This window comes from Sphingobacterium sp. UBA3519 (assembly GCF_002377215.1).
Taxonomy (GTDB): domain Bacteria; phylum Bacteroidota; class Bacteroidia; order Sphingobacteriales; family Sphingobacteriaceae; genus Sphingobacterium; species Sphingobacterium multivorum.
On the sequence record NZ_DFPI01000006.1, the window covers coordinates 229442 to 245033 of the forward strand.

10 protein-coding genes are annotated in these 15592 nt (G+C 41.3%); 7 read left to right on the forward strand and 3 right to left on the reverse strand.

All coding sequences use genetic code 11. The features are described from left to right. Positions 1-18 precede the first annotated feature (18 nt). The 4 genes from B3297_RS02945 to B3297_RS02960 all read left to right on the forward strand — a co-directional run bounded on the left by B3297_RS02945 (position 19) and on the right by B3297_RS02960 (position 7624). On the forward strand, positions 19-3369 hold the full coding sequence (locus B3297_RS02945) for a SusC/RagA family TonB-linked outer membrane protein (protein ID WP_083663527.1): 3351 nt from the start codon (positions 19-21) through the stop codon (positions 3367-3369). Between the two features lie 11 nt (positions 3370-3380). Further along, positions 3381-4766 (forward strand): RagB/SusD family nutrient uptake outer membrane protein, encoded by a 1386-nt coding sequence (locus tag B3297_RS02950; RefSeq protein WP_115047533.1) that lies wholly within the window; start codon positions 3381-3383, stop codon positions 4764-4766. Positions 4767-4794: 28 nt separating this feature from the next. Beyond that, positions 4795-6267 (forward strand): TlpA disulfide reductase family protein, encoded by a 1473-nt coding sequence (locus B3297_RS02955; protein ID WP_286778393.1) that lies wholly within the window; start codon positions 4795-4797, stop codon positions 6265-6267. A 232-nt stretch (positions 6268-6499) separates the two neighbouring features. Then, on the forward strand, positions 6500-7624 hold the full coding sequence (locus B3297_RS02960) for an MBL fold metallo-hydrolase (protein WP_286778394.1): 1125 nt from the start codon (positions 6500-6502) through the stop codon (positions 7622-7624). Positions 7625-7626: 2 nt separating this feature from the next. Here B3297_RS02960 and B3297_RS02965 read toward each other — a convergent pair whose 3' ends face one another. After that, complete coding sequence (locus tag B3297_RS02965) at positions 7627-8436, reverse strand: helix-turn-helix domain-containing protein (RefSeq protein WP_112373432.1); 810 nt, start codon at positions 8434-8436, stop codon at positions 7627-7629. Positions 8437-8770: 334 nt separating this feature from the next. Here B3297_RS02965 and B3297_RS02970 point away from each other — a divergent pair, with 334 nt between their 5' ends. The 3 genes from B3297_RS02970 to B3297_RS02980 are packed head-to-tail and all read left to right on the forward strand — an operon-like array spanning position 8771 to position 10165. Then, positions 8771-9409: an alpha-L-fucosidase gene (locus B3297_RS02970; RefSeq protein WP_236560138.1), complete on the forward strand. Its 639-nt coding sequence runs from the start codon at positions 8771-8773 to the stop codon at positions 9407-9409. Beyond that, positions 9409-9813 (forward strand): alpha-L-fucosidase, encoded by a 405-nt coding sequence (locus B3297_RS02975; protein ID WP_236560137.1) that lies wholly within the window; start codon positions 9409-9411, stop codon positions 9811-9813. The genes B3297_RS02970 and B3297_RS02975 overlap by 1 nt, the downstream gene beginning before the upstream one ends. Next, entirely contained in the window at positions 9785-10165 is a 381-nt protein-coding gene (locus B3297_RS02980; RefSeq protein ID WP_236560136.1) for a discoidin domain-containing protein, read from the forward strand. The genes B3297_RS02975 and B3297_RS02980 overlap by 29 nt, the downstream gene beginning before the upstream one ends. A gap of 106 nt (positions 10166-10271) precedes the next feature. Here the strand turns inward: B3297_RS02980 and B3297_RS02985 are convergent, their stop codons facing one another. Then, positions 10272-12038, reverse strand: a complete 1767-nt coding sequence (locus B3297_RS02985; RefSeq protein ID WP_201639552.1) for a RagB/SusD family nutrient uptake outer membrane protein — start codon at positions 12036-12038, stop codon at positions 10272-10274. Between the two features lie 12 nt (positions 12039-12050). Further along, positions 12051-15287: a SusC/RagA family TonB-linked outer membrane protein gene (locus tag B3297_RS02990; RefSeq protein WP_286778395.1), complete on the reverse strand. Its 3237-nt coding sequence runs from the start codon at positions 15285-15287 to the stop codon at positions 12051-12053. Positions 15288-15592 lie beyond the last annotated feature (305 nt).

A 15592-nucleotide genomic window follows, 5' to 3' on the forward strand; every position in this document is an offset into this window, starting at 1 on the left:
TCAGCCTATATAACTCACATGAACAAAACAAAACCCAAATTTAGAAAAGAGTCGAGATTGGCTTTACTGCTCATTTGTCTTAGCGCCATGCATATACAGAGCTTCGCCTATTCTCAAACTGAAAAAATTGATGTCTCCGTCCAGGGAGGAAAACTCGAAGATGTATTTCAAACAATCAATGACAAGAGCAAATACAAAATGTTCTTTAGCAAATCGACTCTCCCAAACTCGACAATCAATATTGTTGGAAAGAAAATCAGTGTAAAAGATCTTCTTTCCCAGTCTCTGGCCGGGAGCAACCTAACATGGGAAGTATTGGACAATGACATTATCGCTATAAAAGAAAAAAAAGAGAATCAGCAACACATTGCGGGCCAAGTAGTCAATGAAAATGGAACGCCTTTGGCAGGAGTATCTGTTATCATAAAGGACTGGCAAAAAGCAGAATACCGCAATATGCAAACGAGTACCGCAACGGATGTCAATGGACAATGGGGACTGCGTATTCCAAATGACGATGTCATTATTACTTTTTCTTTTATTGGTTATCAGAAGGTTGATATCACTGCAAAGCAGCTTATTGCCAATTCTACTCCTATTAAACTGAAACCGGAAGAAGGAAGCTTAGAAGAAGTGGTTGTTATTGGCTACGGTACGACAACACGTAGACTGAATACGGGATCAGTTGCTTCGATCACAGCGAAGGACATTACCTCTCAACCTGTAAGTAATCCCCTTGCCGCACTATCGGGAAGAATGTCCGGTGTATTGATCGCCCAAAACAATGGTGTGCCCGGAAGTGCTGTTCAGATTCAGATTAGGAATCAAGCGTCATTAAGTGGAACGACCTCAGGTTCAATACCGCTATACGTGGTTGATGGAGTTCCCTTTACCAATTTTAACGGCGGACAACCTGCAACGGATAACCTCAATTCATTTGGTATCTCAGCTTCTTCAGGCGGCTTAAGTCCCTTCAGCATGATTAATCCAGCGGATATTGAACGTATCGATGTCTTGAAAGATGCCGACGCTACAGCGATCTATGGTAGCCGGGGCGCAAATGGTGTCGTATTGATCACCACAAAAAAAGGATCTGCAGGTCGTACTCGCATTGGTGTCAACTTTAACACCGGATTTACCGAGGTCAACCACTTTATCCCTATGTTGAATCTAGAACAATATCTCACGCTAAGAAAAGAGGCTTTTGCTAATGCTGGAGTTACACCTACAGCCGATAACGCTCCAGATCTTATGTTATGGGATCAGAACAAATCGACAGATTGGCAGAAAATGCTGATTGGAAACAAAGGACATATTACCGACGTTCAAGCGAATATGTCTGGTGGAAACGAATCTACCCGTTTTTTCTTTAATTCGGGATATAGACGCGAGAGTACTGTTTTTTATGGAGATAGCAAAAACAGTCGCTTTACCTCACGGTTAAACTTGGATCACACCTCCTCTGACAAAAAATTCAATGCCGCTTTATCAGTTAGCTATGCCAACGACAATTCCGATATGCCTTCCTCTGATGTCACATCTCTCTACAATTTGCCCCCCAATTATCCAATCTATGGTGACAATGGAAAATACTATTGGTTACCGTCATCAGCTTTTATTGACAACCCAATCGCCTTGCTCGAACGGAAATACTTTGGTAATACCAATAATCTGATCTCAAATGCCAATCTGAGTTACAAAATTCTACCTGGACTGACTGCAAAAGCAAATTTTGGCTATACCATCACACAGTTGAACCAAAATAATCAACGCCCAATTACTTCCTTAAATAACACCGTCTCCAACCCGCTTGGATCTTCCAGTTTCTCTAATACAAAGGCCGAAAATTGGATTATTGAACCGACATTGGATTATGTAAAAAGTATCGGCGAAGGTAAATTTACGGCATTAATTGGAACAAGTTTTCAGCAAAATTCATCCCGTTCACAGACAACCAATGGTTCTAATTATTCAAACGATGCACTTTTAGGTTCGCTCAGTGCCGCAGGATTATTCACTGCCAGCAATAACCTCGTATATTACAAATACAATGCACTATTCGGAAAAGTAAATTACGACTGGAAAGAGAAATATTTGTTTAATGGAACTTTTAGAAGAGATGGCTCATCTCGTTTTGGACCTAAAAACCGATTCGGAAATTTTGGAGCAATAGGGCTAGGATGGGTCTTTGGAAAAGAGGATTTTATACAAGATAATCTGACGTTTTTAAGTTTTGGTAAATTGAGAGCGAGCTATGGAACTACAGGTAATGATCAAATTTCAAATTACCTTTATCTTCCACTCTACTCTTCAACAACCGCATATCTGAATAATCCTTCCATGAATATTGGAACACTTCCAAATGAATATATCAAGTGGGAAACAACCAAAAAACTGGAGTTTGCTTTAGATCTAGGTTTCTTGAAAGATCGAATTTTGTTTACTGGAAACTTTTTCAGAAATCGTTCTTCTGACCAGATAACTGATTTAGTTTTAAGTACTCAAACGGGCTACAACAGTTACAAAGAAAACCTACCGGCATTGATCCAAAATACAGGCTTGGAATTGGAGTTGAACACCACTAATATTACAAATGAAAATTTTACATGGAAAACATCTGCTAATTTCACGTTTTATAAAAACAAACTTGTCGAATTTCCTGGAATTGAAAACACATTTTATTCAAGTAGCTTTCTAGTTGGTGAGCCGCTCAATATGGTCCGTTTGTATCACTATCAAGGTGTAGACCCCACAACAGGAAGAGCGTTATACGAAGACCGCAATGGCGATGGGGCTATAACGGGCGATGACCGATACGTTGCTAACTTAGGCACACCTTTCTATGGCGGATTTAACAATACTTTTTCTTACAAAGGCTTCGAGCTGGGGGTATTCTTTCAATTTAACCACCGCTTTGGAGTAACTAAAATCCTCAATACGAGACCTGGTGCTATGCTCAACCAAAATGATTACTGGTTGGACAGATGGACACCAAATAACAGCAATACCAATATCCCGGGAGCAATTATCCCGACAGTACCGGCATCTTCAGCTGATGGAGTTGCATTAAGCAACTCTTATAATCAATATACCAGCTCTGATGCTGTCTATGGGGATGCTTCCTATATTAAATTGAGGTCTGTCAATTTATCTTACAACCTGCCCAAAAGCTGGACTTCGAGATTAAAAATGTCTAATTGTAATGTATTTATGCAAGGGCAAAATCTCTTTACTTGGGCCAAGAACAAATATGTCTTGGATACCGAAACGACCGTGCAAGGCGGTCCATCTGGTTTAGGAACTGGAACGATTGCCCAGGTATTGCCTCCATTGCGGACGATTGTATTTGGATTTAACTGTCAATTTTAAAACTAGAGATCATGAAATTAAACATCAATAAAAATATACTATTATTAGCAATTACCAGTGGAACTCTTTTGACCAGCTCCTGCGAAAAATTTGTGGAATTGGGCGCTCCACCGACACAAGTTGTAGCTGGCGAAGCATTCTCTACAGATGCTTCTGCAAATAGTGTCATACGCGGATTGTATACCACAACATTAAGCATCAATCTCGCTGGGACTTCAACCTTTTATACAGGAATCGCTGCAGACGACCTTCAATACAATGCGGCTGATGCAAATACCTCGGAATTCGCCAGCAATAACCTGCTGAACACAAATGGGAATGTCGCTAATTTCTGGTCAAATTGCTACCAACTTATCAAGAATGCAAACAATGCGATATCGGGTCTCGACGCATCCACCAGCCTTACCCCTAGTGTAAAAGATCAGCTCCTGGGCGAAGCGAAATTTTTTAGGGCTTATACCTATTTCTATCTCGTCAACCTCTATGGTGATGTGCCATTGCAATTACGTGATGACCTCCACGCTTTTGAAGATGCAATTCTTCCGCGAACTTCTGCACAGCAAGTATATGATCAGATTATTGCTGATCTAAAAGATGCGGAAAGTAAGATGGCGACGGCCTATGATGCAACGGCAAGCCCGAGAGGAAGAGCTAACAAAACTGCTGCAAGCGCACTATTGGCAAGAGTTTATCTCTACCAAAAGGATTATCAAAATGCCGAATCTTATGCCACCAAAGTATTACAGTCATCTGATTATGGCATGCCGACACCAGATAAAAATTTTGTAAACTCAAGTAATGAGGTTATCCTTCAACTTGGCAATCAAACGGGAGTAACGACATTTGGCTCCAATTATATTACCGCGGCTACAGCTACACCCGGCTACACCCTACCGGACGCTGTGTACAATAGCTTTGAGACATCTCCGACGGTTGACTTAAGAAAAACAAATTGGACAAGTCCAAAGACGGTCTCCAACAAAATCTATTATGCCATAACCAAATATAAAGTATCCTCGGGAACAGGTTCCGAATACCATATTATGCTTCGCTTAGCCGAGCAGTATCTTATTCGCGCGGAAGCGAGGGCTAAATTGGGAAAACTTGCCGAAGCCCGGACAGATGTGGATGCTGTCCGTTCTCGCGCTGGACTTGCAGGACTTAATTCAAGCTTAAACCAAACACAATTACTATCTGCAATAGAAACAGAACGCCTGCACGAATTTTTCGGTGAGTTCGGCCATCGTTGGCTCGACCTCAAGCGGACCGATCGTGCTACCGCTGTATTGTCTCCAATCAAATCAAACTGGCAGGCCACGGATGTCTTGTATCCTATTCCACAAGCCCAGATTTTGATCAACAATAAACTGACACAGAATCCAGGATACCAAGATTAATGAATTTAAAAAATCATACAGACAAAAAATGAAAACAAAAATCTTAACGGCTGCGTTGGTGTTTTCGCTAACAGCATCTTTTGCACAACAACCAGCAAAAAACAAATACCAACAGTATCTCCCCATTATAGAAAAAGGTACGTTGGTACAAAAGGATTCGCTTGCTAATGTATTAATGAGCGAATTAAAGACTTATAAATCAGAAGAAGACTACCGTACTACAATCAACATTTTGCGTTCTTTAGGGAAAGAAGATCTGCAGGCATCTGCAGAAGTACTGGCTAAGAAAAAATATCCAAAAGGATCACTAACCCGTGATGCCTTTATCACAGATGTTTTTTACAATGCAAGTACGCCAGTACAAAAAGAAAAAGCTTATAACGACCTTATCAAAAAATGGCCAGTTAAAAACTTCAAGGAAGAACCACTGACTTATGATTATGTATTGGCTAATTTAGCACAAAGTTTTGCGAACGATGGGAATGCACAAAAAGCAGTATATTATCTAGGAGAATTGAAAGAACTATTCTGGCGCGGAAATGGCTATATACCTGTTGGTCAAATTTTGCTGAGCGCAGGCGACACGACTACAGCGGCTCCACTACTAAAGACCGCTATGGATGATAGCTATTACTATTTAACACTTCCCGAGAACCAAAAAGACAATAAAGCTCGCTTTGCAGCGATGGGATACGCAAGCTCCATGTCAGCCTATGTAAATATTCTTGTTGCTCAAAAAAAATACGCTGAAGCGCTAAATTATATTGAGAATGCGCTCAAAGCTGCGCCAGAGCAAGCGGATGGTCTAGCGATGGTATACTACAAATCTTTAATGGGCACAGGAAGAAAGCTTGAGGCATATAATATTCTCACCAAGTTATATGCTAAAGGACAATTTGCGGTCGAAAATGATCTTAAAAAATTATATACTGAATTGAACGGATCTGTTCAAGGCTACGAGAATTTTAATGCATCCTTAAAAATAGAGTTAACGCAAAACATTCGCAACCATATCAAAGAAATGGCAACTTTTAAACCTGCACCTAATTTTGAATTACTCAATCTTAAAGGTGAAAAAGTATCCCTAGCCAGTTTAAAGGGAAAAGTTGTGGTATTGGATTTTTGGGCAACTTGGTGTCAGCCATGTATCCGTTCATTTCCAGGAATGAAGGCAGCACAGGACTCTTATGCAGATGATAAGGATGTACAATTCTTATTCATGAATACCTGGGAGCGTGATAAGAACTATAAGGAAAATGTGATATCCTTTATCACCAAGAATAATTATCCTTTTGAAGTGCTCTATGACGATCAAAAAGATCCACAAACCGGAGAAGTTATGGCCGCGAAATTCGGAGTCAAAGGAATTCCAGCAAAATTTATTATTGATAAGGAAGGAAATATACGTTATTTTCTTACGGGATCTACCCCAAATGTAGATTACATTAAATTAGAAATGAAAGAGCTCATCGAAGCCGCTAAAAAACCTTACAAAGGGTAAAAAAAGGGGGCGTCCAAAAAGATCGGACAGCCCCTTTTTTTTTAATATCCAGCCAACTATAATCCAACCAACTCCCGAGCCTAAAAGAAGAATTTTTATGGGCTTTAAGACTTTCTTAATATTGTGGATCCGATGAATCTGCCGAAATGAGCCATACAGCACATAAATTTGAGCTGTCAACAAAAACAAATCTGCCTCAGCAGCCATACCTTTGTTGCCATACAACAAGCAGATGACAACAAGAAACAGCAGGAAGAAATGGCTTATATTTTTGAAAATAACAATCCTAGGACTGGCAGTTCTCATCGCTCTTATCGGACTATATATGATGCATCCACAATTCGGCAAAAGACCCTCGGGTGAAAGACTTCAACGCATACAGTTATCCAAGCAATATCGGGACGGTAAATTTCAGAATAGCAGCCCTACACCACAGCTTACGCAGGCCTGGACGGTCGCCCTATACGATTACTTTTTTAAACGCTCGAACGAAACAAGTCCCAGACACACTATACCAACAGTGGATATCGACTGGGAAAAGTTGTTACGTCAGTCGCATGGCCTTGTTTGGTTTGGTCATTCTTCCTATTTCCTTCGTCTCGATGGTAAGAACATACTCGTCGATCCAGTCCTTAGCGGCAGTGCTTCGCCTATCCCAGGAAGTGTAAAAGCGTTTAAGGGAGCCGATGTCTCTACCGTATCTGCCCTACCGCCGATTGACTATCTATTCATATCACATGACCATTATGATCACATGGATTACAAGACGTTAAAGGCACTACAACCCCGGGTTGGAAAAGTCATTGTTGGTCTTGGTGTTGGCTCCCATCTTGAATATTGGGGATATCGTCCTGAACAGATCATCGAAAAAGATTGGTGGGACGAAATCAACTTGGGTGATAGTTTCAGTGTAACAGTTGCACCCGCCAGACATTTTTCAGGCCGCAGCATATTTTCTGCCAATACATTATGGGCATCCTATGCGCTCCAGACACCTTCCATGCGGCTCTATTTAGGCGGGGACAGCGGTTACGATAACCACTTCAAAGAGATAGGTAATCAATTGGGTCCTTTTGACCTGGCTATATTGGAAAATGGTCAATATGACCTTAGCTGGAGACATATACACATGATGCCAGAGGAGGTTGTCCAAGCGGCACATGATCTCAAAGCCACCTTGCTATTTCCGGTTCATTCGTCCAAGTTTGTATTGGCCAATCATGCCTGGAATGAACCTTTAGAACGTATTTCCAAGGAAGCAATACGACAACAACAGCCCTTGCTTACCCCCATGATCGGCCAGGTCATCGACCTCGATCAGCCCCCTTTAACACCTAGTTATTGGTGGCGGAAATAGTTTTAAGCAACGGAATTGATAGTCGCTGGTGTTATGCCAAACTTCTCCTTGAAAGAGGCATAAAAATGAGAAAGGTTTTCAAAACCCAGATCAAGATAAAAATCTGCAGGTTTTTGCCGCTTATTTTCAATTAGATAATAAGCCTCAGAAAGACGTCTTTCTTGCAGCCATTTTCGGGGCGATGTCTGGAATATTTTCTCAAAATCACGTTTAAAGCTTGCTAAACTCCGCCCTGTTAGTTTCGCAAAGTTTTCTAAAGGTACATTGTACCGATAGTTTTTAACCATAAACTGCTCGAGATCAATTTTATGCGGCTCTGAAAAGTCAAAAAGCAGGTCTTTTAACTGTGGATAACTTTCCAACAACAAGGTGATCAACTCGTAGATCTTTATGTTTTCCATCTGCGGACTTACTCGGTCGATGGCTTCTGCATAAGGGGTCAATGACTCAAAATAACTTTTTATAAACAGGTTACTTTCCAGTACAACATTGGACTCACCCTGATACTTTTTGTCTGAACTGAGGTGATGATCCATTGCGTATTGCTTCAGTCGATCCGCTTGCAACAAGACGGAAACAGATTTATAGACATTATTTTCTGCAGGATATTTAAAAGCTTTGGCCAATTGGTTTCTACGGGCAACCACAATCTGCCCTTCTGTTGCTACCAATTTTCCTTTTTGATGATCCAGGTGCGTTTCGCCAGACATCTGGAAAAAGACCACATGTTCGGAAATAAACTGTTCATGCCCAAATGCTTTCTCGACATAACAGGAATACAAAAAGGCATTCCCAAAATCTCTCTCTTCCATGCTCAATACGATTTATTTTAAACGGCTGTGCGACTATGGGTACCAATCGCTAAAATCAGTCCCAGTCTAAAGGTAGCAAATATCTCATACCTTTTGCAAAGTCTAGTTGTCCAAAAGCTCAAAATATATTTGCCGCACAGCTCAAATCAAATCGCAAAAAATGCCACACAGAAATCCACCAATTTTAATAAAGCCTGCGGTTCAATCAAGACACTTCTCGTCCATAAAAATTTGTATTTCATTACGAAACCATTCGGACTGATTACTATTTCTTCCATTAGGCTTAAATAACACAAACATGGCCTACCTTTACAGCATAACAACTTCATAAATTATGTCCAAAATTTCACATGCTCTACTTTACTGCCTATCTTTTCTTTTACTGGGCAACACGCTATTTGCACAATCCGTTTTTTCAAAGAAGGTCCTCGAACAGAGTCAGCTCGACTTTGTCAATCTTGGATTCGGTATGTTCATCCATTATGGCATGCCGACGTTTATGGAACAAGATTGGTCGGATCCCAATGCCGCACTTGAACTGTTCAAATCGCCAAAGCTCAATGCAGTTCAATGGGCGAAGGCGGCCAAATCGGCCGACATGACCTATGGTTGCCTAACCACCAAACATCACAGTGGCTTTCCGATCTGGAATACCAAAACAACAGATTATAATGTAATAAATACGCCTTTACATCGTGATGTTGTTAAAGAATTTACGGATGCTTTCCGTAAAAATGGTTTGCGTGTTATGCTGTATTATTCCATTCTGGATATGCATCAAGGTATACGTCCACATACCATTACCAAAGCACACATCCAATTGATCAAATATCAGCTGACGGAATTGTTGACCCAATACGGGGAAATCGACGCCTTGGTCATTGACGGATGGGATGCCCCTTGGTCGCGTATTTCGTACGATGATGTTCCTTTCGACGACATCTATTATCTTGTCAACCGAAATGTTTGTTGATGGATCTCAATTCAGCAAAATACCCAGGTGATGCGTTGTTTTACACCGATATTAAATCCTATGAACAAGGTGCGGGTCAATTTATTTCTAAGGAGCACAACAAACTTCCGGCAATGGCCTGTCTTCCTTTACAACAAAATTGGTTCTGGAAAACATCATTTCCGAACACCCCAGTTAAAAACGTCAATGAATTGGTCGAGAAATTTGTCATTCCGTACAACAACGCGTATTGCAACTTTATGCTGAATGTAGCACCAAATAGTGATGGTCTGATGGATCAAAATGCACTTGATGCACTGAAGACAATCGGTACATTATACAAAAATAAACCCAACTACATTACCAAGTTATCAGGCACCAATAGTCGACCACAATATGGCCAAACAAGTACCTTCATACAGTAGCTGGAGCGAAGATATGAACATTATGGATTTTGCCAACGACGATAACTTTGGTAGTGCCTGGGTCTCCAATCCGGCAGTCAAAGGTGAAGTATGGTATGAAGTGGATTTTGAACGTAGTAAACCTTTCAATAGTGTTGTTATTACCGAAGGAAAAGACAATCCTTCACAGTATAACTTATCCTATCTGAAAGATGGAAAATGGCACCCTATCGAGGTTACAGCGGTACAACAGGGCCGCATCAAGATCTTCCGCTTTGATGAAGTATTGGGACAAAAATTACGCTTTAGCATCAAACCTGAAAAAGGCCATGCGGTCGTAAACGAGATTGGCGTTTACCAAGAAAGACGTTAACAAGCCAAAAAACTTTCATCACACTAAACAATACACCCTTAGTAGTAAAAAGAGGCTCCTTGCAAATGCAGGGAGCCTCTTTTATTGGAACGAATAAGTTAAATTCCTATTTACTCCAACCTGGATTTTGTGTCAGATTTCCGTTCAGCACAATCGCTGCAGACGGAATTGGGTAAAGGTATTGCTTGTTGTTGTCATCCCAAGTACGCTTCACAGCTTTAAACCATTCCAGGTGATTGTCCGAAGTCATTGTCTGGAAATTGGTACTTTTACCCCCTATAGCCACCTTGGCTACTCCTGCAGGAACAGTTATCGAAGGAGCTGATTTACTTCCATCATAGAACACGACATCTGGAGTTCCATTGTGGTCGATATCAATCAACTTATCTAAAGCAGGGATATAAATTCCCGTCCAGGGTAAATTGGCCATTAGCGGTCCAAGTTTCCATCGCTTCAAATCATTGAAACGGAAACCCTCCAGAGCTAATTCCACCTGTCTTTCACGACGTATTTCTAAAAGCACGGGGTTATTGACTTCGGGGAAGAATGTATTTTTCAAGTAGGTATCCACTTTGGTCGGCAGTGTATTCGTTCCACTTGTTATTCCAGCCCTTGAACGTAATGCTCCAATAGTTTTCGACCAATCCGCATCATTGAAAGTACCTAGTTCCTGTTTCGCTTCAGCATAATTTAATAATATTTCCGCATAACGCATTAAAGGAACTGCATTGGTATTGTAACCGCCATTGTCGTAATAGGGATCGTCTAAAGTATACTTGATCGGTTGATACCCCGTATAAGTAAAACTTGCAAAATTTGGGGGAGCAGGCTGTCCATTACGGGAATATCCTGGCGTCCGGATCAACTGCGCCAAGCGCAAGTCGCGATTTTGACACTCCTCATAGAATTCCTCAGTCTGAAAGTTCGGTCTATCCGTATAAGGAGTACCGTCAACATTCAAAAAACTATTGATAAAAGGCCTTACCAAACTTAAACGTGGACCATAGGTTGCAGATGTCCACCACCAGTTGGCATCATTCAACAGCGCAAGATCCTTACTGAAAGTTACGGCCAACATGACCTCTTTTGTCACTGGCGTATTACTGATAAACAACTGTCGCTGTGATGTTTTAGGGTCTGCAGAGATATTAAGCCCATAAGGACCCTTTTCCATTAAAATCTTGCCAGCATCTACTGCCATCTGAAAAAACACCTCCGGCTGCGTAGCAAGATTCAGTTTATGATATTTACGGAATGTACCCTCAAATAGTGCAATCCTCGTTTTTAGACCAAGTGCAGTCCATTTATTAACCGTACTGCCATCGCCTCCCGTATTGGTGATATTGGCGTAGGCAAAGTCCAGATCTTCCATGATATGCTTCATGACCACCTCGCGCGAATCGCGAGGTGCCTTGAGGATGTCTGTTTCATCCACTGCCAGCGGATGATCTACCCAAGGCACATCGCCAAATCGCACCACTTTTTCATAATAAAACCAAGCTCTAAAAAAGCGGGCCAGGCCGATATAATTATTTTTTATGGCATCAGTCAATTTGGGACTGTTGCACTTAGCGATCAATTGATTGATATTGCGGAGGGTCGTCCAGGACCAGCCCGAACTGATTTCCGCACTATAAGCACCGCCGACCATAAAATCATTGAGGCTGTTTACGGCCGAATAATCGGCCATTGCATCGCCCTTATAAGCGTCACTTCCCGAAGTGATATTCCGATAGAAGGAGTTACTATAATTTTTTAATCCACTTTCACTACCAAAGATATCTTCTTCGGTAGCCCCTGCCTTTGGCAGCTCATTCAGTTCGCAAGAACTGAACAAAAGCGCAACAACAGGTATATAAAACAATTTTTTCATGTTGATATAAAACTATAAGCCAATAGATAAGTTAAAACTGATGCTCTTCATGATCGGATAATTAAATCCGTCACCGGACCCTGTTCCGATTTCCGGATCCGATTTGCCCAGGTTGCCAACATCGAGATCCATCGTCTTTTTGTAAAGCGGTGACCAGGTCCATAAGTTTTCACCCGATAGGCCTGCACGAAGACTACTGATTTTTAATCGGTTTGTCACAGACTTAGGAAAGCTGTACCCGATCTGTATGTTTTTCATCCGAATATAGGCCACATTTTGTAGATATCTGGTTTGGGGGATTGTCTTAATAGACTCGTTATAACCGGCATAACGTGGGAAATAGCCATTTGGATTATCTTCTGTCCAGTAATTATTGAGGTGCCATTCCGGTAAGTTGTTGTAAGGTCGATTGTATTGCCCCCAAAAAATAGATTCATTGCTCGGGTACCAATTCTGCTTACCCACACCCTGGAAGAAAGACGAGAAATAAATACCTTGCCAATCCAGATTAAGGTTAAAACTATAGATATATCGTGGATCGGCATTACCGATTACAGTTCTGTCGCCATGGCTATAAATCGTATTATTTCCATAATCGATTACACCATCACCATTTAGATCCGAAAAACGTACGTCACCTGGATATATTGTACCATTGTTTGACGATTTGATCAATTTTTGTTTTGCAGCACCATCAATTTCCGCCTGATTCTGAAATAAACCCTGCGTTACATAGCCCCATATTTCACCGATTCGCTGACCTTCATAATAGGATCCATCTTTGATTAAACCCTCTTTATTTTCGTAACGGTCTATATTGGATCTATAATCAGCCAAAGTACCCCTTACGGACCAATTGAAAGGACTACCGTTCAGATCGAATCTATCCTTATAAGTCAAGCTCACTTCAAAACCTTTTGTGGTCATGTCAGCATAGTTTCCTTTCGGCGACTCCGCACCAAAGATGTCAGGCAAAGCTACACCTAAGGTATACATATTTAAGGTCTTGCGTTGATAGATATCGCCTGTAAAAGTCAGTTTTCCATTTAAAGACGATAGATCAAGACCTAAGTTTGCCGTGCGCGCTGTTTCCCAAGTTAAGTTATCCGGGATCACCTTAGGCACCGAAGTATATGCCGGCTTCTGTCCGTTCAATACCCGATCCATAATCTTGATTTCGTAAATATCCAAATAGGAATACGGATCGACATTACCATTACCCAATGACCCATAGGACGCTCTTAGCTTCAGATCGGAAAGGGCTCTTTTGTCCACCTGGAAGAATGGCTCTTCAGAAATACGCCAGCCAACGGATGCAGAAGGGAATAGTCCCCATCGTTGGTTTGTCGGAAATTTGGACGAACCATCGTAGCGGCCATTGAATTCAAAAAGGTAACGGTCCTTGAAAATATAATTGGCACGCATAAATACCCCGACATTACGGTACTTGTTATATCCCGCTGTCGCTGTGGTATTCTGCCCTACTGCCAGGTTGATATTTTCAACATCATCATTGAGTAGACCTGTTTTGGTAATATAGGTTGAATTATACGTACGCTGTTCATAATTGTATCCGAGCAAACCTTTAAAATAATGATCGCCTATTGTGCGTTCATATTCACTGTATAGATTTCCAAACAAGTAACGATAGCGTTGGTCTACCTGATAAATATTGTCGTTCATACTTGTTTCCAACCGCAACATTTTTCCCTCCTGTGTGCTATACGGAACAGGCACACGGACTCTTACCGAATTAAAATCGCGATTTCTAAAAGTCAGATCCCCTTTAATGCGGAACGTATTGTTGAAAAACTTAGTCTCGAAAGAAGTTGTATTGCGGAGATCCTGATTAGCCGTATTCGTACCATTTTTACCATAGATAAAATCCCCTACTGTATAGGCTGCAGAGAAGCTCATAGATCCATCAGGGTTAAAGATCGGCGAAGAAGGGTGTCCCTCATCGGCAATATTGCGCCAGATATTTCCACCTTCACCAGCAGTCGATGGGTCTCTGTATTTGGCATAATTAAAATCGATGTTATTGCTGATCCGCAACCAGTCTGTCACCTGAAGCCCGGCTTTTGCACGCGTATTATAGGTCTTATATTTATCGCTATTATAGCGGTACATACCATTGTAATCGTAAGCACGACCAGAAATATAGTAATCCATTTTTTCAGAATTACCGCTGATGGACAGGTTATGATCCTGGACAAACGTATTGTCCTTGATCAGCATACCATAATAATCCTCATTACCGTAGTATACATAATTACCCTTATCATCTACCGTGACCTGCTCCGTAATTCCCTGTTCTTTTCTTCTCTTAAATTCCTCCAGCCAATCTGTTGTAAAGATCTGTGTCTTGTTGAGCTTGCTCGGAATCGAGGAATAATTGTTCCAGGCATTATAGGCTGTAAAGAAATGCGAAGCATATTCATAGCCATCCGTCACAAATTTGGGTAAAGCGATCGGTTTCTGAAAAGAGCCACTTCCCGAATAGTTGATGGAAGTTTTTCCGGATTTGGCACGTTTGGTTGTGACCAAAACGACACCGAAGGTACCGCGGGAGCCGTAAATCGCAGATGAAGCAGCATCCTTGAGTGTCGTTACACTTTCAATATCATTGGGATTGATCGCCGAAAGATCACCCTCGACTCCATCGATAAGCACAAGTGCGCTCCCCCCCTGACCAATGGAAGTTGTCCCACGGATATTGAAACTTGGCGCCCGATTGGGCTTACCATCGGCCGGAGTTACATTTAAGTTGGGAATGACACCTTGGAGCATCTGGCTGGCATTGCCCAGTACGCGTCCTTCAAAAGCTTCTGATCCCACTTGGTCTACTGCACCGGTAAGATTCACTTTTTTCTGCGTACCATAACCGACCACCACAACTTCCTCCAGTTCGGTATCTTTGGATTCCATGATGATATCGATCTGCCCTCCCGTCACGCTGATGATCTTTTCACTGTAACCTATCCCTGTCAATTTGAGTCTTTGCCCTATATTGGCTTGAATCGTGAACTGACCCGCTACATTCGTCGAGGTTGTTTTTTGGCTGGTTAAATTGGTAATGGTAATTCCGGACAAGGTTGTTCCGTTTTTGTCTTTTACCACCCCTTTTACGGTAGACTGAGCTGCAACACCGTGCGTCTCTTTGGTCAATTTAGCATAATCACGCTCTACATTAGCCCAAGTTGGGTATGAGAGACCCAATGCCATACTGATTAGTAATGTTTTCTGCATCTTTAGTCTAGTTTAGAATTTTGCATCAAAGTTGACGCTTTGACTTGGTTTATAATTAACCGTAATGTTAACAAATATTTAATTAACATCAAAAACATCAACGACTAAACAGGTTTTGCAGGTAGATATTTAATAGAAATTTAACTTTTATATAACATAAATCATAAGAACAAGTATTGACACACTTAAAAGTTAATCTATTCAATTCAAAAACCTAAAGTCCCATTTTTCATAATCCAGAAATACGCTAATTGACCGCGAAGGGCAACAGATCATATTCAATTAAATCCATCAAGCGGGATCGC

What these genes read in the sequence shown, in the direction of transcription:
- B3297_RS02945 (WP_083663527.1), top strand. Translation starts at nt 19, where the DNA reads ATGAACAAAACAAAACCCAAATTTAGAAAAGAGTCGAGATTGGCTTTA.
- B3297_RS02950 (WP_115047533.1), top strand. Translation starts at nt 3,381, where the DNA reads ATGAAATTAAACATCAATAAAAATATACTATTATTAGCAATTACCAGT.
- B3297_RS02955 (WP_286778393.1), top strand. Translation starts at nt 4,795, where the DNA reads ATGAAAACAAAAATCTTAACGGCTGCGTTGGTGTTTTCGCTAACAGCA.
- B3297_RS02960 (WP_286778394.1), top strand. Translation starts at nt 6,500, where the DNA reads ATGACAACAAGAAACAGCAGGAAGAAATGGCTTATATTTTTGAAAATA.
- B3297_RS02965 (WP_112373432.1), bottom strand. Translation starts at nt 8,436, where the DNA reads ATGGAAGAGAGAGATTTTGGGAATGCCTTTTTGTATTCCTGTTATGTC.
- B3297_RS02970 (WP_236560138.1), top strand. Translation starts at nt 8,771, where the DNA reads ATGTCCAAAATTTCACATGCTCTACTTTACTGCCTATCTTTTCTTTTA.
- B3297_RS02975 (WP_236560137.1), top strand. Translation starts at nt 9,409, where the DNA reads ATGGATCTCAATTCAGCAAAATACCCAGGTGATGCGTTGTTTTACACC.
- B3297_RS02980 (WP_236560136.1), top strand. Translation starts at nt 9,785, where the DNA reads ATGGCCAAACAAGTACCTTCATACAGTAGCTGGAGCGAAGATATGAAC.
- B3297_RS02985 (WP_201639552.1), bottom strand. Translation starts at nt 12,038, where the DNA reads ATGAAAAAATTGTTTTATATACCTGTTGTTGCGCTTTTGTTCAGTTCT.
- B3297_RS02990 (WP_286778395.1), bottom strand. Translation starts at nt 15,287, where the DNA reads ATGCAGAAAACATTACTAATCAGTATGGCATTGGGTCTCTCATACCCA.